This window comes from Tsukamurella tyrosinosolvens (genome assembly GCF_900104775.1).
GTDB classification, from domain to species: domain Bacteria; phylum Actinomycetota; class Actinomycetes; order Mycobacteriales; family Mycobacteriaceae; genus Tsukamurella; species Tsukamurella tyrosinosolvens.
This window is the reverse complement of record NZ_FNSA01000003.1, coordinates 1,975,798-1,999,866: the sequence shown is the minus strand read 5'-3', so window position 1 is coordinate 1,999,866 and position 24,069 is coordinate 1,975,798. Positions and strand designations below refer to the sequence as shown.

Here is a 24,069-nt window from a genome sequence, read left to right as displayed (position 1 = left end):
TCCGCACGACGGTGCTGTACTGAGCGCATGGACCTGCTGATCGGCCTGATCGGGGTCGCGCTCCTCTGGGCCGCCGTCGGAAACGTCCGCCGTTCCGGGCCGGGATCGGAGTGGATGCTCCGGTGGGCCCGGTACGCGCGGGCGTGGGTGGTCGCGAGCCCGGTGGCCGCGGTGCTGTGGCTGGTGGTGACGATCAACGCGGTGATGCTGCTGGGCCTGCCGGACCGCCTGGCCGACGAGGTCCTGCAGGTGCACAGCACCAACCTCGACCGGTTCGCCACGCACCCGCTGCAGGCGCTCATCACGTCGGCGCTGTGGATCGAGCCCGTCGACATCGTCTTCGCGACGCTGATGACGGTGCTCGTCCTCGGCCCGGCGGAGCGCTGGTTGGGGCACGTCGGGATGCCGCTGATCTACTTCGCCGGCAGCGCGACGGCGTCGCTGATCTCGGTGCTCTCGGCGAATCGGCTGCTGGCGCACGGGATCATCACCGACGACCTCGACCTGCGCGGGATGATCGACGTCGGCGTGAGCTACGGCAGCCTGTGCGTGCTCGGGCTGCTCGTCTACCGCATCCCGCGATGGCGCTGGCGGCTCGCCGCGATGCTGGCGCTGCCCGTCCTGGTGCGGCTCACGCTGCCGTTCTTCGGCATGTACTCGACGCTCGGGCACCTGCGCGCGGTGCTCCTCGGCTACCTGCTGTGGCCCGTCACCCGGATCCCCGCCGTCCGCCGCCGCGCCGCGGACTGGACGTGGCGGTTCCACCCCGCCGGGCCCGACGAGCCCGGCGGAAGGACCGTCACCAGACCTTGACGCGGTCCTGCGGTTCCAGCCACTCCTTGTCCCCGGGCTTGACGCCGAACGTGGCGGCGAACGCGCTGACGTTCTTGACCACCTGGTTCGCGCGGAACTCGTTCGGCGCGTGCGGGTCCGTGGCGAGCGACTGGATCGCGGAGGCCTCGCGCGCCTTGTTCCGCCAGATCCGGCCCCAGCTCAGGAACAACGGCGTCAGGTCCGGGTCCGCGGCCACCCCGGCGCTCGGCGCGGCGCTCGCGCTCGCCTCCGCCGACGGTGCGGCGCTCGCCTGCGCGGCGTCCTCGGTGCCGGCGTCGCGGTTCGCGACGGCGATCCGGTAGGCGGCGATGGCGATCGAGAGGCCGCCGAGGTCGGCGAGGTTCTCCCCCACCGTGAGCCCGCCGTTGACCTTATTGGTGGGCGGCAAGCCGGCGGGAACCAGGGCGTCGTACTGCGCGATGAGCGCCTTGGTGCGCTTGTCGAACTCGGCCCGGTCGGCCGGCTCCCACCAGTCCTTGAGGTTGCCGTCACCGTCGTACTTGGCGCCCTGATCGTCGAAGGCGTGGCCGATCTCGTGGCCGATCACGGCGCCGATGCCGCCGTAGTTGACCGCGGCCTGCGCGTCCGGCGAGAAGAACGGCGGCTGCAGGATCGCGGCGGGGAAGACGATCTCGTTCATACCGGGGTTGTAGTAGGCGTTCACCGTCTGCGGCGTCATGAGCCACTCGCCCTTGTCCACGGGCTTGGCGAGTTTCGCCAATTGATACGCGTTCTCGAACTCCCCCGAGGCACGGACGTTGGCGACGATCGATTTCCCGTCGGTCTTCAGATCGCCGTAGTCGCGCCACTGCTCGGGGTAGCCGATCTTGGTGCGGATCTTCTCCAGCTTGGCGGCGGCGGCCCGCCGGGTGGCCGGCGTCATCCAGTCGAGGTCCTCGAAGCTGGCGCGGTAGGCGCTGCGGAGGTTGTTCACCAACTGCTCCGCCTGGTGCTTGGCGTCCGACGGGAAGTGCTTCGTGACGTACAGCTTGCCGAGCGCCTCGCCGAGGGCGCCCTCGACCACCGCCACACCGCGCTTCCAGCGATCGCGCTGCTGCTCGACCCCGCTGAGCGTCTTCGAGTAGAAGTCGAAGGTGGCCGTGGCGAACGGCTCCGCGAGGTAGGCCGCGTAGGCCCGCACGACCTGGATCCGCGCGTGATCCTTGAGAGTGTTCAGGTCGGTGTCCGCCCACAGCTTCGCGGCCGCGGTGAGGAAGCTGGGCTGGGAGACCACGACGTTCTTCGCGTCGTCGGCCTTGATGCCCACGGCCTTCTGCCAGCGGTCCCAGTCGTAGCCGGGGGCGAGCTTCGCCAGCTCCGACCACGGGTACGGGTTGTAGGTGGCGGTCGCGTCGCGCGAGCGGACCCGGTCCCAATGCCCCTTCGCCACCGACGTCTCGAAGGCGAGTACGCGGGCTGCGACGCCGGGCGCATCGGACAGGCCCGCCAGGGCGGCCACCTTCTCCAGGAAGGCGCGGTACTTGTCGCGCACCTCGGCGTACTTCGGATCGCGGTAGTAGGCCTCGTCGGGCAGACCGATGCCCGACTGCACCAGGCTGAGCACGTACTTCGACGAGTCCTTCTGATCGGTGTCGACGTAGAAGCCGACGAGCCCACTCACGCCCTGCTTCTCGTGCGCGCCGATGACGTCGAGCAGCGCCGCCTTGTCGGCCGCCTTGTCGATCGCCTCCAGGTCGGGCTTGATCGGGTCCGCACCCTCCCGATCGATCCGGGCGGTGTCCATGAAGGAGTCGTAGACGTCGCGGATCTTCGCCTCATCACTGCGGGTGCGCGGATCCTTGATGCCCTCGATGATGGCCTTGAGCTGGTCCAGCGCGCGATCCGACAGCTCGGTGAAGGTGTTGAACGAGGCCTTGTCCGCGGGAATCCGGTAGCCGTCGGCCCACGCGCCGTTGACGTGCCGGAACAGATCGTCCTGCACGCGGACGCCCGGCGCCGCGCCGCTCAGGTCGGGCCCCGTCAGCGGCCGCGCGGGCCGCGCGGAGGAGGACGGCGATCCGCCGCCGGGCGACGAGACCCCGCACGCCGCGAGGACCGCGGTGCCCGCGAGCACGCCGAAGCCGGCGAGGAAGCGCCGACGGTCGAACCCGCCCGACGGTGCGCCGAACGGGTCGCGATCCGGGCGGGGCGGGTGGGCGGACGAATGGGGATCACCGGTCTGCATGCACCGAATCTAACCCGATCGACCGCCGAGATGGTGCGACACGCTAACCACCCGAGTCGGGTGTCGACGTCCGCCGCGAGGTGAGCGCGATGGCGATCACGACGAGCGCGATGCCGACGGCCTCGAGCCACCCGGGCTGCTGGCCCAGCATCACCGCGCCGACGCCGGTGGCGGTCACCGGGAGCAGCGCCAGCAGCAGCGCGAACCGCTCGCGGCCGACACGGGTGAGCACCACCTGGTCCAGGGCGTACGGCACCACCGAGCTGAGCAGGCCGAGGCCCAGGCCGAGGACCCACACCTCCCAGCTGAGGAAGGCCTCGGGACGCGACACGAGGTCGGGCCCCAGGCCCGGCAGCGCGAGGACGAGCGCTCCCGCGGCCAGGCCGACGCCCAGCCCCTCGATGCCGCCGCCCGCGTCGGCGACCCGCTTGCCGAGCACGATGTACCCCGCCCAGAGGGCGGCGGCGAGCAGCGCGCAGGCGATGCCGATCGCCCCGTCGGAGCCGAGACCGCCGCCCGACGCACCGTCGAGGTTGACGCCCGCGACGCACACCACGCCGACCAGCGCCGCGGCGGCGGCGACCAGATCGACGGCGCGCCGTGAACCGGCGACCGCCACCGCGATGGGCCCGAGGAACTCGATCGCGACGGCGGTGCCGAGGTCGATGTGGTCGATCGCCTCGTAGAAGGCCATGTTCATGGCGACGGTGACGGTGCCGAAGAGCGCGGCGGCGCGCAGCCGTGCCGGGGTCCAGTCGGCGCGGCGCGGGCGCAACGCGATCAGCAGGATGAGGCCGGCGCCGGCGCCGCGCAACCACGCCACCGCGACGGGCGAGAGCTGCTCGAACAGGCCGACGCCCAGGGAGGCACCGACGTACTGGCTGATCGCCCCGATCACGAACATCGCGGGGATCATCAGCTGTGTCACGCGCCTCACCCTAGGGGACCCTCCGGGCGCCCCGCACCCGCGTTTCCGGCGGGGCGTCCCGCGGCTTCTCCTGTGCCGGAACTTGTTCACCCTGGGAGAACATGCCGCCCGCCTCCCCGGTGTGGTGGAACAAATGGGTACCCTCGGACGTATATAGAGATGTAAGAACGGTTCGTGAGGAACGGAGGAGTCATGACCAACACAGTCACTTCAGAGGCCCCCGCGGGCGATGCCTTCGCTCCCCTGACGGCGTCCGACCGCTGCGATCGCTGCTCGGCGGCCGCCCAGGTCCGTGCGGTACTCCCGTCGGGTTTCGAGCTGCTCTTCTGCGGGCATCACTTCACCGAGCACCGCGCGAAGCTGGAGTCGCAGGGCGCCACCGTCGCGGGAGAGCCCGTCTCGGTCTAGGTTCCATCGACGCGACGGCGCCGGGCACCCGCCCTACTTCCGGGTGCCCGGCGCCGTCGTTCGTCCGCGCCCTACCGCCCCGCTCGCGTCGACGTGCGCCGGGTCACTTCCAGGTGCGCAGCGCAGCGATCCGCTCACGCAGCTGATCCGCGCTCGCCATCGCCGTCACGGGGCCGCCGAGCTTGCTCCGCAGCTCGTTGTGGACGACGCCGTGCGGCTTGCCGGTGCGGTGATGATGCATCGCGACCAGCGAATTCAGCTCGCGGCGCAGGGCGGAGAGCTGCGCGCCGGCGGTCGCCCGCTCCTCGACCTCCGCGGGCGGCGCGGGGCGCTCGGCCACGGCCGTCCGCGTGTCCACCTGGTCCTTCTGCCGCTGCTTGAGCAGCGCCCGCATCTGCTCGGCGTCCAGCAGTCCCGGCAGCCCCAGGTAGTCGGCCTCCTCCTCGCTGCCCGCGAACGTCGCGGTGCCGTACGAGGAGCCGTCGTAGATCAGCTGGTCCAGCTCGGCGTCGGCGTGCAGGGAGACGAACGCCTTCTCCTCCTCGCCGGGCTCGTCCTTCTGCTTGTTCGCGTCGATGAGCAACGCGTCCTCGAGCCCATCGGACTCACGGTGCGGCTTGCCCAGCACGTGGTCGCGCTGCTCCTCGAGCTTCGCGGCCAGATCCAGCAGGACGGGCACCGAGGGCAGGAAGACGCTCGCGGTCTCCCCCGGCACGCGCAGTCGCACGAAACGCCCGATGGCCTGCGCGAAGAACAGCGGCGTCGAGGCGCTCGTGGCGTAGACCCCCACGGCGAGGCGCGGGACGTCGACGCCCTCGGACACCATGCGGACGGCGACCATCCACTTGTCCGTGCCCTCGGAGAACGCGGAGATCCGCTTCGAGGCGGTCGGGTCGTCGGACAGCACGACGGTGACCTTCTCGCCGCTGATCTCCTCGAGCAGCTCGGCGTAGTCGCGGGCCGTGGACTGATCGGTGGCGATCACGAGGCCGCCCGCGTCGGGCATCGCGCGACGCAGCTGCTCCAGCCGCGTGTTCGCGGCGTGCAGCACCGCGGGGATCCAGTCGCCGTGCGGGTCGAGCGCGGTGCGCCACGCCCGGGCGGTCTGCTCCTTGCTCAGCGGCTCCCCCAGGCGGGCGGTGAACTCCTCGCCCGCGCTGGTACGCCAGCTCGCCTGCCCCGAGTACGCCAGGAAGACGACGGGGCGCACGACGCCGTCCGCGAGCGCGTCCGAGTAGCCGTAGACGTGGTCGGCCTTGGACCGCTGGCCGCCGCCGAACTCCGGCTCGTACGTGACGAACGGGATCGGGTTGTCGTCACTGCGGAACGGCGTACCGGTGAGCGCGAGCCGGCGCGTCGCCGGCGCGAAGGCCTCCCGCACGCCCTCGCCCCAGCTCTTGGCGTCGCCGGCGTGATGGATCTCATCCAGAATGACGAGCGTCTTGTAGGCCGACGTGCGCGCGTGGTGCTTGTACGGATGCATGCCCACCTGGGCGTACGTGATGACGACACCGTCGAAGTCCGACGAGGTGCTGCCGCCCGAGTTGGTGAAGTTCGGGTCGAGGTTGATGCCGTTCCGGGCAGCGGCCTCGGCCCACTGGTACTTCAGGTGCTCCGTGGGCGCCACCACCGTGACCCGCTCGACGGTGCGGTCGGCGAGCAGCTCGGCGGCCACGCGCAGCGCGAAGGTGGTCTTACCGGCGCCCGGGGTGGCGACGGCCAGGAAGTCCTGAGGCTTCGAGGTCAGGTACTTCGTGAGCGCACGGCGCTGCCAGACACGAAGTGAAACCGCCATCGAAAAACGCACCCCTAAACCGCGAGAGAAGCCCGTCCGGCGCGATTCCGCGGCGCGGGCGGGTCGATCGTGAACCCTGAAGCAGTCTACTCGCAACACGCGGCGATCCCGGTTCCGGCGTGATCGGCGCCGGTGCGCAAGACTGAACATGATGGACGACGCACACGGCACGCCGGGAAGCCGGCAACCGGGCCCGGCGCAGGACGCCGAGCCGCGCGATCCGGGCCCGCACACCCAGGACCTGGATCGGCCCCGTCGTGCCTCCTTCCCCACCCGCGCGTGGGGCGTCGTCAAGGGCATGCCGCAGGTCCTGTGGCGCACCGTCGTGAAGTCCTGGGACGACTCGATCGTGGGCCACAGCGCCCAGGCGGCGTTCTGGACCACCCTGTCGCTGGCGCCGCTGCTGCTCGCCCTGATGGGTCTCATCGGCTACGTGGCGAACTGGTTCGGCCCCGACACCATCGGGGTGATCCACGACCGGCTCATCTCGTTCGGCCTGCGCGTGTTCACGCCCAACGTGGTGGACGAGATCATCCGGCCCATGGTCGACGGGGTGCTCCAGCAGGGCCGCGGCGACGTGGTCTCGGTGGGATTCATCCTCGCGCTGTGGGCCGGCTCGTCCGCGCTGTCGTCGTACGTGGACTCGATCAGCATGGCGCACGACCAGCACACGGTCCGCAACCCGGTGTACCAGCGGCTGTTCGCGCTGGTGCTCTACCTGGAGTTCCTCGTGATCGCGGTGTTCACGCTGCCCCTCGTTGCGCTGGGCCCCAGCTTCATCATCAAGTACATCCCCGCGTCGTGGCATCCCGCCGTCGCGCAGTTGATCGACTTCGGCTATCTGCCCTTCGTCGTGCTCATGCTGGTCGGCGGCCTGGCCCTGCTCTACCGGCAGGCGCTGCCGCGGCCGCTGCCGTGGTACCGGCACGTGCCGGGTGCGGCGCTCGCGGCGCTGATCTTCCTCGTCGCGTCGACGGGGCTGCGCGTGTACCTGTCGTTCATCGCGTCGGGAAGCGGCATCTCCTACGGCGCGCTCGCGACGCCGATCGCCTTCCTGCTCTTCACGTTCTTCCTCGGCTTCGCCGTCATGGTCGGCGCGGAGTTCAACGCCGCACTGCAGGACCGCTGGCCCGCGCGCGAGATCCGCACGGATCAGCTGCGGGACTGGGTCGTCGAGCAGATCAAGGAGGCCGGGATCCCCGATCCCGGCAAGGCCGCCGCCGAGGGCCTGCGCCGCGCGACGGACCCGATCCGCCGGCGCCAGCGGGCCGAGGCCGACGAACCCGCGTCCGCCGAGGCCGAGGCCGGGGTCGAGGACCCGAGGGCGGACGCCGTGGCGCCGCGGAGCGAGCCCACGAGGGCACCGGCGCCGCGGAGCACCGTCGACCCCGAGGTCCCGTGCGTGGCGCCGGCCGGGCCCCCGCGTGGGGTCGAGCCGCGGTGAGCGGCTACTTCTTCATGCGGTCGTAGATCTTCTTGCACTCGGGGCACACCGGCGAGCCGGGCTTCGCCGACTTCGTGACCGGGAAGGTCTCGCCGCACAGCGCGACGACGTAGTTGCCCATCACGGCCGATTCGGCGATCTTGTTCTTCCGCACGTAGTGGAAGAACTTGGGAGTGTCGTCGTCGGTGCCGGTATCGGCGTCGACGTCGACGTCCGGCTTCTCCAGGGTCTTCGTACTCATGACTTTCATTCTGCCAGCCGCAGTGGGACGATCGAAGTGTGGGAAACCAAGGTGAAGCCACCTACGTCATCACCGATGCGGAGGACTCGTACGACGAGCAGCACCGGCGGCGCGTTCGCCGGTACCTGATGATCATGGCCATCCGAATCCCCGCGCTCGTCATCTCCGCCTGGATCTACTCGGCCACGGGCAACTGGATGATCGCGCTGGCCGTGCTCGGCGGCTCCATCCCGATCCCGTGGATCGCCGTGATCCGCGCGAACGACCGGCCGAAGAAGCGCAAGGGCGAGCCCGACCGCTTCACCCGGCGCAAGCTCGATCGCCTCGCCCTGCAGGGCCACCCGATCACCACCGTCTCGGCGCGCGGCGACTAGGTGCTGCTCTCCCCCGGCCTGGCACCGCTGTGCCGTCGGCTCGGTCCCGCGCTGGCCGCCGCCGACTTCTCCGAGTCCGCCGTCGCCGACCGCCTCGGCGACGCCTACGGCTGCCTCTCCCGCGGGGAGCCCGGCCCCGTGGAGGCCGCTGCCCCCGGCGACGCACCGCTCGACGTGCTCATCCGTCTCTTCCTCGCCGCCGCGCCGGTCCCGCGTGCGCAGGTCGACGGTGCCCTGGCTCCCGTCACCGTCGCCGAGGCCCTCGACGCCGGATTGCTCGAGCCCGACCCGGAGGACCCGGCGCGGGTCCGGGCCGCCCTGAGCCTGCGGCCGCTGGACCTGCCCGATGGCCCGCAGTGGTTCCTCTCGGACCTCGACGGGCTGATGCGGCCGCACCCCCAGCACCGCGAGCACGTCCTCGGCGTCGGGCACGCCTCGCAGTCCCTGCTGCGCGCGACGCCCCGGGAGCCGGTGGGCACCGTCCTCGACCTCGGCACCGGCTGCGGCGTGCACGCGTGCGCCGCGACCCGATTCGCGGACTCCGTGACCGCGACCGACGTGAGCCCGCGGGCGGCCGGCTTCGCCGCGGCCTCGGCCGCGCTCAACGGCGCGGACGTCGAGGTGCTGACCGGCGATTGGTTCGCGCCGGTCGCGGGCCGCCGGTTCGACCTGCTGCTGGCGAACCCGCCGTTCGTCGTGGGCGAGGGCCGGGTGGACCACACCTACCGGGACTCCGGCCTGGACCTCGACGGCGCCTCCGAGCTCGTGGTGCGGGGCGCCCCCGATTACCTGGCGCCCGGCGGCACCGCCGCACTGCTGGCCTCGTGGGTGCACCGTGCGGACGAGTCGTGGCAGGCGCGGGTCGCGTCCTGGCTGCCCGCCGAGGGCGCCGCGGCGTGGGTGCTGCAGCGCGACGTCGCCGATCCGGCGCTGTACGTGGGCACCTGGCTGCGCGACGAGGGGCTGGACCCCCGCGTCGGTGAGGGCCGCGCGAAGTCGGACCGCTGGCTGGCGCACCTCGCGGACGCCGGCGTCACGGGCATCGGCTTCGGTTTCGTGCTCCTGCGCGCGATAGACGGCCCGTCGGAGGTGGTCTGCGAGGAGCTGAGCCATCCGTTCGACGATCCCCTGGGCGATGAGGTGCCTGCGCACTTCGCCCGCATGGCGTGGCTGCGCGACGCCGACCTGGACGCCGCCCGTCCGCTCCTCGGCGACGACGTCGCGCTGGAGCGGGTGTCCGTGACCGGCGACGAGGGGTGGGACGAGGTCGCGGTGCGCGTGACCCGCATGTCGGGCCCGCGCTGGGTGCACGAGCTCGACGACGCGGGCGCCCGCCTGCTCGCGGGCTGCCGCGGCGGCCTCACGACCGAGGACCTCGTGCTGCTGCTCGAGGCCGCCACGGGCGAGGACGACCTGGCCGATCCGGCCCGCCGGCTGCTCGCCGACCTCCACCGGCACGGATTCGTAACCTTCCTCTAAGCAACTTCTCAGAACGCCTCGCTGTTTGCGCAGGTCAGGGGATCCGGGCTCGGGAACTCTGTGCGCCCGTCGTCCGTTGAACCAGATGTACCGGCGAACAGGAGGCAGCCACATGGCACACCGCGTCAACACCGCTAGCACCGCAGCCCGCCCCGCTGATCGGGTGCGGCCCCCGCTGACCGAGGCCGATCTCGACGCACAGAGTCCCGCCGCGGATCTGGTGCGCGTGTACCTGAACGGCATCGGCCGCACCGCTCTGCTGACCGCGGAGGACGAGGTCGATCTGGCCAAGCGCATCGAGGCGGGGCTGTACGCACAGCACCTGCTGGCCACCAAGAAGCGGATGGCCGCCTCGAAGAAGCGCGATCTGGCGTTCATCGTCCGCGACGGGCAGGCCGCCCGCCAGCACCTGCTGGAGGCCAACCTGCGCCTCGTGGTCTCGCTGGCCAAGCGCTACACCGGGCGCGGCATGCCCCTGCTGGACCTGATCCAGGAGGGCAACCTCGGCCTGATCCGCGCGATGGAGAAGTTCGACTACGCCAAGGGCTTCAAGTTCTCGACGTACGCCACCTGGTGGATCCGCCAGGCCATCACGCGCGGCATGGCGGACCAGTCCCGCACCATCCGGCTCCCCGTCCACCTCGTGGAGCAGGTGAACAAGCTGGCCCGCATCCGGCGCGAGCTGCACCAGCAGCTGGGCCGCGAGGCCACGGACGCGGAGCTCGCGGAGGAGTCGGGCATCCCGGCGGAGAAGATCGCCGACCTGATGGATCACTCGCGCGACCCGGTCAGCCTGGACATGCCCGTCGGGTCCGACGAGGAGGCGCCGCTCGGCGACTTCATCGAGGACGCCGAGGCCGCCTCGGCGGAGTCGGCCGTCATCTCGCGGCTCATGCACAGCGACGTGCGCTCGGTGCTCGCGACGCTCGACGAGCGGGAGCAGCAGGTGATCCGCCTGCGCTACGGCCTCGACGACGGCCAGCCGCGCACCCTCGACCAGATCGGCAAGCTCTTCGGGCTCTCCCGCGAGCGTGTGCGCCAGATCGAGCGCGAGGTCATGAGCAAGCTCCGCAACGGCGAGCGGGCCGATCGCCTGCGCGCGTACGCGAGCTAGCCCCGAACCACCCTCGAAGGAACCGCGTCGGCTGTCACAGCCGGCGCGGTTCCGCTTGTTGTGCCAGCACCTCGCTCGCGTGGCCGATGCGGATGACCGCGGACAGCACCGACGCGCCGTCGGTGGTCGCGAGGATCGGCTGGCAGTCGATCGAGACGATCTCCGGCACCTCGTAGGCGAGGGCCGCGATTCGCGTGACCACATCGGTGAGGGCAGCGCGGTCCACGCCGGACTCGCCCGCGAAGCCGTCGAGCAGCGGCGCGGAGCGGGTGGCGGTCACCAGGTCGGCGGCCGCGGCGTTGGTCAGCGGCAGCAGCCGGTAGGCACGGTCGCCCAGGAGCTCGGGCACCGCGCCGCTGAGGCCGAAGGAGAGCAGCGGACCGATCCGCGGGTCGTTCTCGTAACCCACGGCGCAGCCGATCCCCTTGTGCGCCATCCGCTGCACGTGCAGCGTCGACTCCCCCGTCGCCTGCGTCAGCTCGGCGAACGCGTCGGCCACGGCCTGCGGCCCGGTGAGATCGAGGCGCACCGCCGCGAGGTCGGCGCGCAGGCGCCAGCGCTCCCCCATGGCCTTGACCGCGACCGGGTATCCCAGGCGGTCCGCGGCCGCCACCGCCTCGTCGGGGGTGGACGCCAGGTCGAAGGCCACCACGCCGACCCCGTACAGCCCCAACAGCTCCGCGCTCTCCGCGAAGCTGAGGGTCACGGGCCCCGTGTCGGCATCGCCGGTGGGCAGCCACTCCCGGACGCGGGTGCGCGCGGTCTCCACGTCGGTGCGGTCGGGTCGCGCGGTGTCGGAGACGGGGCGGGCGCGCCACTGCGCGTAGCGCCAGCCGTGCGCGAGTACGCGGGCGGCGCGCTCGGGTTCGGGGTACGACGGGACCGATCCCCGCACGCGGACGCCGTCCTCGTCGGTGGCGGCGAGCAGCTCGGTGACGCCGTCGAACGCGAGGAACGTCGAGACGATCGGCTTGATCTGCTTGCGGGAGGCTTCGAGCAGGACCGCGGCGTGGGCCTCCGGGGGCGCCTCCACCGGCGGGACGAAGACCGCGATGATCGCGTCGACGGCGTCGTCCGCGAGCGCCGCGTCGATCGCTGCGCCGAACTCCGCGGGGGTCGCCGCCGCTCCCAGATCGACGGGCTGCGCGACGTCGAGTCCCGCGCGGATCCCGGTGTGCGTGGCGAGAATGCCGAGGGCCGTCGAGTTGCCGATGACGGCGACCCGCGGGCCGGCGGGGAGCGGCTGGTAGCTGAAGAAGGTCGCGCAGTCGAACAGCTCGGGGATCGAATCGACCTGCACGACACCGGAGTTCTCGAACAGCGCCTCCGAGCCGCGGCGCCGCCGGTCGGCGTCGATGCCGCCGCGGTGCACGGCGACGATCGGCTTCTGTCGGGCCAGGCGCTGCGCGATGCGGCCGAACTTGCGGGGGTTACCGAAGCTCTCGAGGTAGAGCAGCACCACCTCGGTCTGATCGTCGGTGTCCCAGTACTGCAGGACGTCGTTGCCGGAGACGTCGGCACGGTTGCCCGCGGAGACGAAGGTCGTCAGTCCGACACCGCGTTTCGCCGCGGTGTCGAGGATGGCGATGCCGAGGGCGCCGGACTGGCAGAAGAAGCCGACGTTGCCGCGGCCGGGGACGACGGGGGCCAGCGTCGCGTTGATCCGCACCTCGCGGTCGGTGTTGATCACGCCGAGCGCGTTGGGGCCGATCAGCCGCATCCCGTGCGAGCGGACGGCTTTGAGGAGCCGGCGCTCCGACTCCTTGCCGCGGCCGCCGGCGTCGGAGAAGCCGGACGAGACGACGAGCAGCGTCCGGACCTCTTTGGCGAGGCAGTCGTCGAGCACCTGGTCCATGTTGTCGGCGGGGACCGCGACCACGGCGAGATCCACCTGGTCGGGGATGTCGCGCACGGACTCGTAGGCGCGGATGCCCGCCACGGACCGGCGATCCGGGTGGACGGGGTAGACGGGCCCCGCGAAGTCGCCCGCGATGATGTTGCGCAGCACCGCGTGTCCGACCTTGCCGGGGGTGGTCGAGGCGCCGATCACGGCGATCGAGGTGGGGCGGAGCGCGTTGCTCACGCTGCGCGCCTCCGACGCGAGTTCGCGGGCGTTGCGTACGGCGACGAGCGCCTCGGTGGGGTCGATGCCGAATTCGACGTGCACGACGCTGCCGTCGAAGCTGCGCCGCAGCTCGTACCCGGCGGCCTTGAACACGTTGACCATGTAGCGGTTCTCGGCGAGGACCTCGGCCTCGAAGCGGTGGAAGCCGTTCTCGGCGGCGGCGCCGGCGAGGTGCTCGAGGAGGATCGGCCCGAGTCCGCGGCCCTGGTGCTCGTCGGCGACGACGAAGGCGACCTCCGCCGACGTCGGCTTGCCGGAGTCGGCGAGTCCCTCGTAGAGGCCGACCGCGATGATCTTGCCGCCGAGGATCGCGAGCAGGCAGACGCGCTGCTCGTGGTCGACGGTGGTCATCCGCGCGACGTCGCGCGGCGGCATCACCGGGTACGGGCCGAAGTAGCGCAGGTAGCGGGTGCGCTCGGAGAGCCCGCCGTGGAAGGCGACCATCGCGTCGGCGTCGTCGGGCACGACGGGCCGCAGGTGGACGACGCCGCCGTCGGAGGCGAGGACGTCCGCGACCCAGTGCGCGGGGAACTCGTACGGTCCCGACGGCGCCTGCTGGCTCGGCGCCGGGAACGGGTCGGTGGCGGGACCGTCGGGATGCGAGGGGGTGGCGTCAGTCACGGGGATCCTCCGGGTCGAGTCCGTGAAGAGGAAAAACCGCGGAGCGGGCGCGGGCGATGAAGCGGTCGGCGGCGGCCTCCATCGGAGCGGAGCTGGGGTCGTACGAGGACGGCTCCCACGGGGTGAAGGCGGTCGCGCCGCCCTCGCCCATGGTCTCCGGCAGCGCGCCGACGGCGCCGACCTGGTCGGTGGGCAGGCTCGCGGCGAGGTCCTTCCACTCCGCGGGAATCGGTGTGGCGGGGTCGATGTCGGCGCCGATCACGGCCGCGATCAGGTGGGTCCACGCGCGGGGCACCACGTGCACGAGCTGGTAGCCGCCGCCGCCGACCGCCAACCACCGGCCGTCGCACACCTCGTCGGCGAGGTCGCGCATCGCGAGGATCGCCGCGCGCTGTCCGTCGACGGTGAGCGAGAGGTCGGTGAGCGGGTCGCTCGCGTGGGAGTCGCAGCCGCACTGGCTGACGATGAGCTGGGGCCGGAACTCGCGCACGACCGAGGGCACCACGGCGTGGAAGGCGCGCAGCCACAGCCCGTCGGGGCAGAACGCGGGCACCGGGATGTTGACGGCGGTGCCGCGGGCCTCGGGGCCACCGAGTTCGGTCGGGTAGCCGGTGTTGGGCCACAGGTGCTGGGGGTCCTCGTGCAGGGAGACGGTGAGCACGCGCGGGTCGTTCCAGAACTGTGCCTGCACGCCGTCGCCGTGGTGGGCGTCGACGTCGATGTAGGCGATCCGGTCGAAGCCGTTGTCGAGCAGCCAGGAGATGGCGATGGCCGCGTCGTTGTAGACGCAGAATCCCGAGGCGTGCGAGCGCATCGCGTGGTGCATCCCGCCGGCGATGTTGACGGCGCGGGTGGTGTGGCCCGCGGCGATCGCCTTGGCGCCGGTGAGGGTCGATCCGACCAGGCTCGCGGCGGCCTCGTGCATGCGGAGGAAGATCGGGTTGTCGTCGTTGCCGAGGCCGTAACCGGTGAGATCGATCCGGGACCGCCCCGAGCCCGCGACCCGCACCGCCGCGAGGTAGTCGTCGGTGTGCGCGCGTCCGAGCTCCAGCGGATCGAAGTCCGAGGGGGTCACCACCTCGACGCCGTCGAGCACCCCGAGCATCCGCGACAGCTCCATCGTCAAGCGCAGCCGCACCGGGTCCATCGGGTGGGAGTGGGAGAACCGGTAGTCGAGTACCGAGGGGTCCCAGACCACCTGGGAGTCGGGGAACCGTGCCATGTGTCACGACCCTAGTCGTTGCGTCCCTGCGACGCCGCGAAGTTAGGTAACCTTTAGTACGGGGGACGGAAGCCCGTCTCGGTTAAGCTCGACGGTGACGAGAAGGAGCTGGACACGTGAACGATCTGGTGGACACCACCGAGATGTACCTGCGGACCATCTACGAGCTCGAGGAGGAGGGCGTCGTGCCCCTCCGGGCGCGGATCGCGGAGCGTCTCGAGCAGAGTGGTCCCACCGTCTCGCAGACGGTGCAGCGCATGGAGCGCGACGGCCTGGTCCGGGTGGCCGGGGACCGTCATCTGGAACTCAGCGAGAAGGGCCGCCAGTTGGCGATCGCGGTGATGCGCAAGCACCGGCTCGCGGAGCGGCTCCTCGTGGACGTCATCGGTCTGCAGTGGGAGAACGTGCACGCGGAGGCCTGCCGCTGGGAGCACGTGATGAGCGAGGACGTCGAGCGGCGGCTGCTCGAGGTGCTGGGCAACCCGACCACGTCCCCGTACGGCAACCCGATCCCGGGGCTCGGCGAGCTCGGCGTCGCCATCGGCAACGAGCCCGCGCGTCCCGCCCGGCTCACGGACCTCCCGCAGGGCGGCCCCACGGCCGTGGTCATCAAGCGGCTGGCCGAGCACGTGCAGGCGGACACCGACCTGATCGGCCGGTTCCGCGAGGCCGGCGTGGTGCCGGACGCTCGCGTGTCGGTGACGGTCCAGCGCGGCGCGGTGATCATCTCGGTCGCCGGGCACGAGGACTTCGAACTTCCCGACGAGATGGCGCACGCCGTCTTCGTCGAGGCGGTGTAGCCGATGCGCCTGGTGGTGACCGGCGGCGCCGGCTACGTCGGCAGCGTGTGCACGCAGGTGCTGCTCGAGCGCGGCCACGAGGTGACGGTGATCGACGACCTGAGCACCGGCAACCGCGAAGCGGTGCCCGCGGGCGCCACCTTCGTGGAGGGCGACGTGGCGACGGTGGCCCGCCCCCTGCTGGCCGACGGCGACTTCGACGGCGTACTCCACTTCGCGGCGAAATCACTCGTGGGCGAGTCGGTGTCGCACCCGCACAACTACTGGCAGGGCAACGTCGTCACGACGCTGACACTGCTCGACGCGATGCTCGCCGCCGGCGTCCCGCGCCTGGTGTTCTCGTCGACCGCGGCCACGTACGGCGAGCCGGAGTCGGTCCCGATCCCGGAGGACGCGCGGACCGCGCCGACGAACACGTACGGCGCCACCAAGCTCGCGATCGACGCCGCGATCTCCTCGTACGCCACCGCCTACGGGCTGGCCGCGGTCTCGCTCCGGTACTTCAACGTCGCCGGTAGTTACGGCGGCTTCGGCGAGAACCGCGAGGTCGAGACGCACCTGATCCCCCTGGTGCTGCAGACCGCCCTCGGGCAGCGCGGCGACATCGCGGTCTTCGGGGCCGACTACCCCACCGCGGACGGCACCGCGGTCCGGGATTACGTGCACGTCAAGGACCTGGCCGAGGCGCACCTGCTGGCACTGGACCATGCGCGGGCCGGCACGCACGAGATCTTCAATCTCGGCTCCGGCGAGGGCTTCTCGGTGCGCCAGGTGATCGACACCTGCCGCGAGGTGACCGGGCGCGAGATCCCCGAGACCGCCGCGGACCGCCGCGCCGGCGATCCGGCCGTCCTGGTCGCCTCCTCGCGCCGCGCGATCGACGAGCTCGGCTGGCGACCGGAGAAGACGGACCTACGCGAGATCGTCGCCGACGCGTGGGAGTACACGCAGGCCCTGGGCGACCGGGCGCACGCCGCCCGCCGCGCCTGACGCGTACCCGATCCGGAGCCCGCGCCGGTCGTCACCCGGCGAGGGGGAACCCGAGGTCCCGGGGCGGGAGATCCACGCCGAGGCGGCGGGCCACGTCCAGCCCGATCTCGGCGGTGATGCACAGCTCCCGCGGATGCATCCCCGCCGCCAGGGCGTGCGCCAGCAGATGCGCGCCCCGGTAGTGCCGGTCGGCGGTGAGTGCCGCGTCCAGGGCGATGCCCGTGAGCGGCCCGTCCCCGCGCAAGTAGCTCCCGGCGGCCACCAGCGTCGCCGCCGCGGCCCGCGGCGTGCCGCGCAGTCGCCGCGCCAGCTCGGCGAACAGCAACCGGGCCTCGTCGGCCATCACGGTGAGGGCCAACGCCATCGCCGCGTCGCGCACCGTCACCTCGAGCAGCGCTCCCCCGAGCAGGGCGACGTCGGCGTCCGACAGCGCGGCCGAGCGCTGCGCGGTGACGGCCCCGACGACGGCGGCCAGCAGCTCGCAGGGATCGCCGTCCGCCTCGTAGTCCGCGGCGTCGCGGCAGCGGTCCGCACCGATCCCCTGCCCCTCCTCCGCGAGCTGGTCGGTCAGGTCCGCGCGGGACCGGTGGATGGTGCGCCCCTCCACGACCGCCGCCACCATCAGCGGTGACGACGCCGGATCGGGGAGGGCGCCGCTCTCGCCGTGTCGGCACACCCATCGCTCGCCGGCCTCCATCCGGTCGAGGAGCACCAGGTCGATGATCTCGAGGTCCGGGACGACCGCGTCCCGTGAGCGCGCGGCGTCCTCCAGCAGCCGCAGGAGCGCCGGGGCGAGCCGCTCGCGCGGGCGGTCGTCGACGGCGACGCAGAACAACCGGTCCGCCCCCTGGCGCCGCAGCAGCCCCACCGCCTCGGCGATGTGGGTCCGGCAGTCCTTCCGGAGACCGCCGGACCGGGTCACCTCGAGATCGGTCCGGGCGGTGGCCCCGATCCGGCCTGTCACCTCGTCGTGCGCGAGGAGGACCACCGAGCGCGTCGGATAGAAGCCCAGGAGCGCTGGGACGGCGGCGAGCAGGTCGCCGAGGGAGTCGATCTTCATGGCCGGGTCCGCGTGATGTTTCGTCATGATCGAATGCTCGCGGAGGCCGCCGACGGGGATCGCCGGCCGAGCTCACCCATCCCCACTTTGATTACGAAACGTTCTCCACGCTGGGCGTTGTGCACAGGATCGGTCGTTACCGGACACCGGTGGGCGGGCGACCGACGCACGGGAGCGGTGAGCGCTACTGTGAACCGCGTGATCGGCTTACCGCGGTTCTCGGACCGCACGCGCGACTGGTTCCTCAGCGGCATGTCTGAGCGGGCCGGCACCCACGTCGGACCCCACGCGAAGGATGCGGAACACCCGCAGCCGTGGTGGAAGGTCATGTGCCTGACCGGCGTCGACTACTTCTCGACCCTCGGCTACCAGCCGGCCATCGCGTTCATCGCGGCGGGCGTCATCTCCCCCATCGCCACCCTGGTTCTCATCGCGCTCACGCTGTTCGGCGCACTCCCGGTCTACAAGCGGGTGTCCCGGGAGAGCTTCAACGGCTCCGGCTCGCTGGCGATGTTCGAGCGCCTCCTCCCGTGGTGGGGCGGCAAGTTGTTCGTCCTCGTGCTGCTCGGCTTCGCGGCCACCGACTTCATCATCACGATCACGTTGTCGTCCTCCGACGCCGCCGAGCACATCGTCGAGAACCCCCTGGTCCCGTCGTTCTTCCACGGCGCCAACATCCCCATCACCCTGGGCCTGGTCCTGGCACTGGGCGTCATCTTCCTCAAGGGCTTCCGCGAGGCCATCGGCACCGCCGTCGTCCTGGTGACCCTGTACCTCTCGCTCAACGTGGTCGTCATCGGGATCTCGCTGTGGCACGTCGCGGAGCGGCCGCAGAAGGTGCTGGACTGGCAGGACCTGCTGTGGGCGGAGCATTCGAATCCGCTCATGGTGATCGCGGTCGCGCTGATCGTCTTCCCGAAGCTGGCGCTGGGTCTCTCCGGGTTCGAGACCGGCGTCGCGGTGATGCCCCAGATCAAGGGCGATCCCAACGACCCGCCCGAGTACCCGGCCAAGCGCATCCGGGACACCGGCCGCCTCCTGACCACCGCCGCCGTGATCATGAGCGTCCTGCTCGCCACGTCCAGCTTCGCGACCACGGTGCTCATCCCCGCGGAGGAGTTCGGGCCGAACGGCGACGCCAACGGCCGCGCCCTGGCGTGGCTCGCCCACGAGTACCTCGGGAACGGTTTCGGCACCGTCTACGACGTCTCGACAGTGGCGATACTCTGGTTCGCCGGCGCGTCCGCGATGGCCGGCATGCTCAACCTGGTCCCGCGGTACCTGCCGCGGTACGGCATGGCTCCCCGCTGGGCCTCCGCCGTGCGGCCGCTGGTCGTGGTGCTGACCGTCATCGCCCTCGTGATCGTGCTCATCTTCGAGGCCGACGTGAACGCGCAGGGCGGCGCCTACGCCACCGGCGTCCTCGTCCTCATGACCTCCGCCGCGATCGCGGTGACCATCTCCGCCCGCCGCAAGCGGCAGACCGCGGCCACCTGGGGCTTCGGCCTGATCTCGGCGGTCTTCGTCTACACCACGATCGACAACATCATCGAGCGGCCCGACGGCGTCCGGATCGCCGCGCTGTTCATCCTGGCCATCGCCGTCGTGTCGATCGGCTCCCGCGTGCGGCGCTCCTTCGAGCTGCGCGCCTCGTCGATCACCTTCGACGAGAAGGCCCTCGAATTCATCCGCGACGACGCCGCCGCCCAGCACGCCATCCGCATCGTCTCGCACGAGCCCGACGTGGACACCAAGAAGGAGTACCGCGACAAGGTCCGCGCCGAGCGCAAGTTCGGCCACATCCCCGGCCGCTCGCGGGTGATCCTGCTCGAGGTGTGGCCGCGCGACTCCTCGGACTTCGAGGAGGACCTGGAGGTCCGGGGCATCGAGAAGTTCGGCTACCGCCTGCTCAAGGTGCGCTCGGGCAGCATCGCCAACACCATCGCCGCCGTCCTGCTGTACATCCGCGACGAGACCGGCGTCGTGCCCGAGGTCTACTTCCAGTGGTCCGAGATGAACCCCGTGCTCAACATGGGCAAGTACCTCGTCGAGGGCTCCGGCGAGGTCGCGGCCGTCTGCCACGAGGTGCTGCGCCAGGCCGAGCACGACGCCAAGCGTCGCCCGACCGTCCACGTCTCCTGACGCACGCCACTCACGGCCGGTACGCGAACGGGAGTTCGTGATGCGACACGGGCAGGGTCTCGACCCGCATCCACGGGTAGCGCCGTTCGACGGTGCGCGCCACGGCCGCGCCGTCGTGGTACCGACTGCGCAGCGCGACGACGACGGTGACGCCTCCCGGTAGTTCCCGGAGCGCGTCCAGGTCGTCGGGCCGCGGCTGCGGAGGGACGGCGTACCGGGGCCGGGGCCCATCGGCGGCCGCGCTCGCCAAGCGGCCGAACTCGGGAGTCGGCGGCCAGTGACCGGCCGTCTCCCAGGTCGCGTACGCGCGAGCCCGCCGGCTCGACGGGGCCGCCATCACCGGCACCGCGCGCAGCGCCGTCGTGATCCGCATCGAGGCGAAGACTCGCGTGGGATCGAGCACGGTCAGCGCCCGGACGCGGTCCGGGCGGGCGAGCGCGTAGGCCACCGCGATCTGCGCCCCCAGGGAGTACCCGAGCAGGTCCGCCGTGGTCGCACCGAGTCCGTCGAGCACCTCGTCGATCCACGCCGGTAGGTCGTCCCGGGATCTCAGCCCACGCCGCTCGCTACCGCCCGCGTCCCCGGGGAGGTCCGGCGCCAGCACGCGATGGGAGGCCGCGAGAGTCGCGGCCTGCCCGAACCAGGAGGCGCCCGTGTCGCGGCCGCCGGGCAGGCACAGCAGCGGCGGCGCGTCGTCGTCGCCACCGATGAGGACCCGCGTCCGGGCGAGCGGACCGTCGACATCGGTGCGCCGGACCGGCACGCCCCACTGCGCGACCACGGCGTCGTAGGCGTCGGAGAACTCGGATCTCATGACATTCCTCTCGATCATCGAGATATTTGATCATCAAGATACCTGCTACCGTCGGCGCATGAGCGACAACGACCACCTCGTGCACGCCCTGCGCGCCGCGGCACAGCGCTGGGAGCGCGAGATCGCCGCCTTCGGCGCCCGGCACGCGCTCGGCGGGACGGACGTGCGCGCACTGGTCGCGCTGCTCGACCTGGAGCGGGCCGGCACGCCCTCGACCCCCGGAGCCCTGGCGACGCAGCTGCACTTGAGCTCGGCGGCGTGCACCGCCCTCGTCGACCGCCTCGCGGCCGCGGGCCTGGTGGAGCGCGCCCCCGATCCCGGGGATCGCCGCCGCGTCCAGGTCCTCGTCACCGCCCATGCGCGCCGACTCGGCGAGGAGTTCTTCGCCGATCTCATCGGCCCGATCCGCGCGTCGGCAGCCGCACTCAGCCCCGCGGAGGCCGAGGTCGTCGGCCGTTTCCTCGCGTCCGCCGTTACGCCGTGAGCGGAAACACGCGGCGCGCGGGAATCGACACGATGCACGCGAGGTTGTCCCACGTGGAAAACTGGTAGTTCCCCGCCGGCGCGGGGAGCACGGCGGTTGGAGGTAGCGCATGGACGAGCAGTCCCACATGTACGAGCTGGAGTTCCCGGGTCCGTCAGTCTCGGACACCGACGGCAACGGCCCCGTGCTGGTGCACGCGCTCGACGGCTACGCCGACGCCGGGCACGCGTTGAGGCTGCTGCGCCAGCACCTCAAGGACAACCTCACCACGGAGCTGGTCGCGTCGTTCGACGTCGACGAGCTGATCGACTACCGCTCCCGCCGGCCCTCGATGACCTTCGAGGACGGCTTCACCGGCGTCGACGAGCCCGAGCTGAACCTCTACGCCGTGCGCGACTCCGCAGGCAAGCCCTTCCTGCTGCTCGCGGGCGCGGAGCCGGACCTGCGGTGGAACGGCTTCGTCAGCGCCGTTGCGGGCCTCGCGGAGCGCTTCGGCGTGCGCTCGGTCGTCGGCCTGCACGCCATCCCGATGGCGGTCCCGCACACCCGTCCGGTGCCGGTCACCGCGCACGGCAACAATCCGGACCTGCGCAGCGAGCTGCGCTCGTGGGACGGCGGCACCATGCGCCTGCCCGGGAGCGCCGCAGGACTGCTGGAACTGCGGATGGCCGACAAGGGCTACGACACGCTGGGGCTGTCGGTGCACGTGCCGCACTACCTCGCGCAGAACGACTACCCCGAGGCGGTTCTCGGCATGCTCGGCGCGCTGCGCACCTCCGTCGGGCTCCAGCTGCCCGACGGCGATCTCGCGGTGGAGGCGGCGGAGCTGCGCGAGCAGATCGACGCCCAGGTCTCGTCCAGCTCGGAGATCTCCTCGGTCGTCGAGACGCTGGAGCAGCAGTACGACGAGGCCGCGCAGCAGCCCCGCGAGCTGCTCATCGCCGATGGCGAGGCCATCCCGACCGGTGACGACCTGGCGAGCGAGTTCGAGGCCTTCCTCGCGGAGCAGGCCGGCGACGAGGGCGAGAACGGCTCCGGCGCGTGACGCAGGTGCGTCAGCGCGTCGCGCTGATCCACGGCCACCGCCGGGCCTACCGGATCGGCGGCAGCGGCCCCGCCCTGCTGCTCATCCACGGGATGGCCGACAACTCGGCGACGTTCGAACCGATCCTCGAGCGGCTCGCCGAGCGGTACACGGTGATCGTGCCGGACCTGCTCGGGCACGGCCTCTCCGGTCGCCCGCGCGCCGACTACTCGCTCCCGGCGTTCACCAACGCCATGCGTGATCTCCTGCTCTACCTCGGCATCGAGCGCGCGACGCTGGTCGGGCATTCGCTGGGCGGCGGCATCGCGGGGCAGTTCACCTACCAGTACCCGGAGATGGTCGAGCGGCTCGTCTTCGTCAACACCGGCGGCGTCACCCGCTCGGTCTCCCCCGTGCTCAAGGCCGTCTCGCTGCCGATGTCGGAGATCGCGATCCGCTCGCTCGCGCTCCCCGGCGTGCTGCCCGTGGCGAGCGCCGCGCTGGACCTGTTGGGCCGCGTCCCGCTCAAGCTCTTCGTCGACAACGCCGAGTGCGCCCGGGTGCTCGCGGGCCTGCCCCACGCCGGCACGCCGCGCGCGTTCGCCCGCACCCTCCGCGCCGTCGTCGACCCGTTCGGCCAGGTGGTGACGATGCTCGACCGCACCTACGTCGCCGAGACCGTGCCCGTGCTGGTGGTGTGGGGCTCCGACGACCCGATCATTCCGGTCGAGCACGCGCACCTGCTGCACGCCTCGCTGCCGTCGTCGCGCCTGGAGGTCTTCGACGGTGCCGGGCACTTCCCGTTCCGGAGCGACCCGGACCGGTTCCTCGCCGTGCTGACCGACTTCGTCGACGGCACCGATCCCGCGCGACTCACCGTGGCGGACCTGCAGGACGCCCTGCGCCGCGACGCGGATCTCGACGCCGAGGCCGAAACGCCGGCGTAACCGGCGAATGCCGCGCCCGTAATCCGGCGCTCCCACACTGACGGGAGTCAGTCGTGAGGAGGCCGCGATGAGTTCCGAGGTCCTGCCCTTCCGGGCCCGCCCGTACGTGCCCGACCTGTGCTTCGCGACGATCCACGGGCACCGTCGCGCCTACCGCATCGGCGGTACCGGGCCCGCCGTGCTCCTGCTGCACGGCATCGGCGACAACTCGCTCGTGTGGGACTCCGTGCTCGCGCCGTTGACCGACAGATTCACGGTGATCGCGCCGGACCTGCTCGGCCACGGCCTCTCGGATCGCCCGCGCGCCGACTACTCGGTGGCCGCGTTCGCCAACGGCATGCGAGATCTCCTGTGCTACCTGGGCATCGAGCGAGTATCGGTCGTCGGCCACTCGCTGGGCGGCGGCGTCGCCGGGCAGTTCGCCTACCAGTTCCCGGAGATGGTCGAGCGGATCGCGTTCGTGGCGCCCGGCGGCGTCGATCACGACGTCTCGCCGCTGCTGCGCCTGCTCTCCCTACCCTTCGCCGAGCAGCTCGTCGCGCTCACGGCGCTGCCGGGCGCGAAGCAGGTCCTGGCGACCGCGTTGCTCGCGGCGGCGGCCGTGCCCAGCCCCGTGCGCCCCGACGCGGTGCAGCTGCGCCGGGCGCTCGACCGCATGCCGAACACCGCGTCCCCGCACGCCTTCGCGCGGACGCTGCGATCCGTGGTGGACCTGCGCGGGCAGGTCGTCACCATGCTCGATCGGTGCTATCTGACCGCCGAGGTCCCGACGCTCGTGGCCTGGGGGGCCGACGACTCGATCATCCCCGCGACGCACGCCGAGGTCCTCCGCGCGGCCCTGCCCGCGGCGCGCGTGGAGGTCTTCGACGGTGTCGGCCACTTCCCCATGACCGAGGCACCGGACCGATTCCTCGCCCTCCTCACCGACTTCCTCACCTCGACGGTGCCCGCGCGGCTGGCGCGGACCCACCTGCGCGACGGGCTGCGTTCGGCGGCCGGCGTCACCGTCGCCGCGCCCGCCCAGGAGCTGGGCTGACC

At 71.7% G+C, this 24,069-nt stretch carries 21 protein-coding genes; 13 read left to right on the top strand and 8 right to left on the bottom strand.

Features of this window, described 5'->3' with window-relative positions:
- Nucleotides 1-27: 27 nt before the first annotated feature.
- Complete coding sequence (locus BLW32_RS11070) at nt 28-813, top strand: rhomboid-like protein (protein WP_068742137.1); 786 nt, start codon at nt 28-30, stop codon at nt 811-813.
- On the opposite strand, the gene BLW32_RS11065 is transcribed toward BLW32_RS11070, so the two are convergent.
- Together BLW32_RS11065 and BLW32_RS11060 are read right to left on the bottom strand one after the other, a co-directional pair.
- Complete coding sequence (locus BLW32_RS11065; RefSeq protein ID WP_082791456.1) at nt 800-3,019, bottom strand: M13 family metallopeptidase; 2,220 nt, start codon at nt 3,017-3,019, stop codon at nt 800-802. The two genes, BLW32_RS11070 and BLW32_RS11065, sit on opposite strands and share 14 nt — an antisense overlap.
- Before the next feature lie 43 nt (nt 3,020-3,062).
- Nucleotides 3,063-3,947: an EamA family transporter gene (locus BLW32_RS11060; protein ID WP_225535510.1), complete on the bottom strand. Its 885-nt coding sequence runs from the start codon at nt 3,945-3,947 to the stop codon at nt 3,063-3,065.
- Nucleotides 3,948-4,139: 192 nt separating this feature from the next.
- On the opposite strand from BLW32_RS11060, the gene BLW32_RS11055 reads away from it, so the two are divergent.
- Nucleotides 4,140-4,355: a DUF7455 domain-containing protein gene (locus BLW32_RS11055; protein WP_068525071.1), complete on the top strand. Its 216-nt coding sequence runs from the start codon at nt 4,140-4,142 to the stop codon at nt 4,353-4,355.
- 103 nt (nt 4,356-4,458) lie between these two features.
- Here the strand turns inward: BLW32_RS11055 and BLW32_RS11050 are convergent, their stop codons facing one another.
- Nucleotides 4,459-6,150 carry a DEAD/DEAH box helicase gene (locus BLW32_RS11050; protein ID WP_068742138.1) on the bottom strand — a complete coding sequence of 564 codons (1,692 nt, stop codon included), beginning with the start codon at nt 6,148-6,150 and terminating at the stop codon, nt 4,459-4,461.
- A gap of 151 nt (nt 6,151-6,301) precedes the next feature.
- Here BLW32_RS11050 and BLW32_RS11045 point away from each other — a divergent pair, with 151 nt between their 5' ends.
- The gene (locus BLW32_RS11045) at nt 6,302-7,594 is read left to right on the top strand and encodes a YihY/virulence factor BrkB family protein (RefSeq protein ID WP_175546291.1); all 1,293 of its coding nucleotides are present in this window, start codon (nt 6,302-6,304) and stop codon (nt 7,592-7,594) included.
- Nucleotides 7,595-7,598: 4 nt separating this feature from the next.
- Here the strand turns inward: BLW32_RS11045 and BLW32_RS11040 are convergent, their stop codons facing one another.
- Complete coding sequence (locus tag BLW32_RS11040; RefSeq protein WP_068525069.1) at nt 7,599-7,835, bottom strand: DUF3039 domain-containing protein; 237 nt, start codon at nt 7,833-7,835, stop codon at nt 7,599-7,601.
- Between the two features lie 38 nt (nt 7,836-7,873).
- On the opposite strand from BLW32_RS11040, the gene BLW32_RS11035 reads away from it, so the two are divergent.
- From BLW32_RS11035 to BLW32_RS11025, 3 genes are all read left to right on the top strand, one after another.
- On the top strand, nt 7,874-8,209 hold the full coding sequence (locus BLW32_RS11035; protein WP_068525068.1) for a DUF3099 domain-containing protein: 336 nt from the start codon (nt 7,874-7,876) through the stop codon (nt 8,207-8,209).
- On the top strand, nt 8,210-9,688 hold the full coding sequence (locus BLW32_RS11030; protein ID WP_068742139.1) for a DUF7782 domain-containing protein: 1,479 nt from the start codon (nt 8,210-8,212) through the stop codon (nt 9,686-9,688).
- Between the two features lie 112 nt (nt 9,689-9,800).
- Complete coding sequence (locus BLW32_RS11025) at nt 9,801-10,802, top strand: sigma-70 family RNA polymerase sigma factor (RefSeq protein WP_068525066.1); 1,002 nt, start codon at nt 9,801-9,803, stop codon at nt 10,800-10,802.
- A gap of 34 nt (nt 10,803-10,836) precedes the next feature.
- On the opposite strand, the gene BLW32_RS11020 is transcribed toward BLW32_RS11025, so the two are convergent.
- Together BLW32_RS11020 and BLW32_RS11015 are read right to left on the bottom strand one after the other, a co-directional pair.
- The gene (locus BLW32_RS11020) at nt 10,837-13,548 is read right to left on the bottom strand and encodes a bifunctional acetate--CoA ligase family protein/GNAT family N-acetyltransferase (protein ID WP_068742140.1); all 2,712 of its coding nucleotides are present in this window, start codon (nt 13,546-13,548) and stop codon (nt 10,837-10,839) included.
- Nucleotides 13,541-14,770 (bottom strand): acetoin utilization protein AcuC, encoded by a 1,230-nt coding sequence (locus BLW32_RS11015; protein ID WP_068742141.1) that lies wholly within the window; start codon nt 14,768-14,770, stop codon nt 13,541-13,543. Before BLW32_RS11015 ends, BLW32_RS11020 begins: the two co-directional genes overlap by 8 nt.
- Nucleotides 14,771-14,886: 116 nt before the next feature.
- Between BLW32_RS11015 and BLW32_RS11010 the strand changes: the two genes are divergently transcribed.
- Both BLW32_RS11010 and galE read left to right on the top strand, forming a co-directional pair.
- Nucleotides 14,887-15,570 (top strand): iron-dependent transcriptional repressor DtxR, encoded by a 684-nt coding sequence (locus tag BLW32_RS11010; protein WP_068525063.1) that lies wholly within the window; start codon nt 14,887-14,889, stop codon nt 15,568-15,570.
- A gap of 3 nt (nt 15,571-15,573) precedes the next feature.
- Entirely contained in the window at nt 15,574-16,560 is a 987-nt protein-coding gene (gene galE / locus BLW32_RS11005; protein WP_068525062.1) for a UDP-glucose 4-epimerase GalE, read from the top strand.
- Between the two features lie 31 nt (nt 16,561-16,591).
- Here the strand turns inward: galE and BLW32_RS11000 are convergent, their stop codons facing one another.
- Nucleotides 16,592-17,647 (bottom strand): DUF4192 domain-containing protein, encoded by a 1,056-nt coding sequence (locus BLW32_RS11000; RefSeq protein WP_082791458.1) that lies wholly within the window; start codon nt 17,645-17,647, stop codon nt 16,592-16,594.
- Nucleotides 17,648-17,872: 225 nt separating this feature from the next.
- Between BLW32_RS11000 and BLW32_RS10995 the strand changes: the two genes are divergently transcribed.
- A complete protein-coding gene (locus tag BLW32_RS10995; RefSeq protein ID WP_231857408.1) occupies nt 17,873-19,762 on the top strand; it encodes an APC family permease in 1,890 nt (629 codons plus the stop codon).
- Between the two features lie 10 nt (nt 19,763-19,772).
- On the opposite strand, the gene BLW32_RS10990 is transcribed toward BLW32_RS10995, so the two are convergent.
- Nucleotides 19,773-20,576, bottom strand: coding sequence for an alpha/beta fold hydrolase (locus BLW32_RS10990; RefSeq protein ID WP_139286128.1), 804 nt, complete (start codon nt 20,574-20,576; stop codon nt 19,773-19,775).
- Between the two features lie 58 nt (nt 20,577-20,634).
- Here BLW32_RS10990 and BLW32_RS10985 point away from each other — a divergent pair, with 58 nt between their 5' ends.
- The 4 genes from BLW32_RS10985 to BLW32_RS10970 all read left to right on the top strand — a co-directional run bounded on the left by BLW32_RS10985 (nt 20,635) and on the right by BLW32_RS10970 (nt 24,067).
- Nucleotides 20,635-21,060, top strand: a complete 426-nt coding sequence (locus tag BLW32_RS10985) for a MarR family winged helix-turn-helix transcriptional regulator (RefSeq protein WP_068525058.1) — start codon at nt 20,635-20,637, stop codon at nt 21,058-21,060.
- A gap of 109 nt (nt 21,061-21,169) precedes the next feature.
- Entirely contained in the window at nt 21,170-22,105 is a 936-nt protein-coding gene (locus tag BLW32_RS10980) for a proteasome assembly chaperone family protein (protein WP_068525057.1), read from the top strand.
- Entirely contained in the window at nt 22,102-23,031 is a 930-nt protein-coding gene (locus tag BLW32_RS10975) for an alpha/beta fold hydrolase (RefSeq protein WP_068525056.1), read from the top strand. The genes BLW32_RS10980 and BLW32_RS10975 overlap by 4 nt, the downstream gene beginning before the upstream one ends.
- A 67-nt stretch (nt 23,032-23,098) precedes the next feature.
- Nucleotides 23,099-24,067, top strand: a complete 969-nt coding sequence (locus tag BLW32_RS10970; RefSeq protein ID WP_068525055.1) for an alpha/beta fold hydrolase — start codon at nt 23,099-23,101, stop codon at nt 24,065-24,067.
- Nucleotides 24,068-24,069 lie beyond the last annotated feature (2 nt).

Coding starts and splice junctions, on each gene's coding strand:
- BLW32_RS11070 (WP_068742137.1), top strand. CDS start 28: ATGGACCTGCTGATCGGCCTGATCGGGGTCGCGCTCCTCTGGGCCGCC.
- BLW32_RS11065 (WP_082791456.1), bottom strand. CDS start 3,019: ATGCAGACCGGTGATCCCCATTCGTCCGCCCACCCGCCCCGCCCGGAT.
- BLW32_RS11055 (WP_068525071.1), top strand. CDS start 4,140: ATGACCAACACAGTCACTTCAGAGGCCCCCGCGGGCGATGCCTTCGCT.
- BLW32_RS11050 (WP_068742138.1), bottom strand. CDS start 6,150: ATGGCGGTTTCACTTCGTGTCTGGCAGCGCCGTGCGCTCACGAAGTAC.
- BLW32_RS11045 (WP_175546291.1), top strand. CDS start 6,302: ATGGACGACGCACACGGCACGCCGGGAAGCCGGCAACCGGGCCCGGCG.
- BLW32_RS11040 (WP_068525069.1), bottom strand. CDS start 7,835: ATGAGTACGAAGACCCTGGAGAAGCCGGACGTCGACGTCGACGCCGAT.
- BLW32_RS11025 (WP_068525066.1), top strand. CDS start 9,801: ATGGCACACCGCGTCAACACCGCTAGCACCGCAGCCCGCCCCGCTGAT.
- BLW32_RS11015 (WP_068742141.1), bottom strand. CDS start 14,770: ATGGCACGGTTCCCCGACTCCCAGGTGGTCTGGGACCCCTCGGTACTC.
- galE (WP_068525062.1), top strand. CDS start 15,574: ATGCGCCTGGTGGTGACCGGCGGCGCCGGCTACGTCGGCAGCGTGTGC.
- BLW32_RS11000 (WP_082791458.1), bottom strand. CDS start 17,647: ATGACGAAACATCACGCGGACCCGGCCATGAAGATCGACTCCCTCGGC.
- BLW32_RS10995 (WP_231857408.1), top strand. CDS start 17,873: ATGTCTGAGCGGGCCGGCACCCACGTCGGACCCCACGCGAAGGATGCG.
- BLW32_RS10990 (WP_139286128.1), bottom strand. CDS start 20,576: ATGAGATCCGAGTTCTCCGACGCCTACGACGCCGTGGTCGCGCAGTGG.
- BLW32_RS10985 (WP_068525058.1), top strand. CDS start 20,635: ATGAGCGACAACGACCACCTCGTGCACGCCCTGCGCGCCGCGGCACAG.
- BLW32_RS10980 (WP_068525057.1), top strand. CDS start 21,170: ATGGACGAGCAGTCCCACATGTACGAGCTGGAGTTCCCGGGTCCGTCA.
- BLW32_RS10970 (WP_068525055.1), top strand. CDS start 23,099: ATGAGTTCCGAGGTCCTGCCCTTCCGGGCCCGCCCGTACGTGCCCGAC.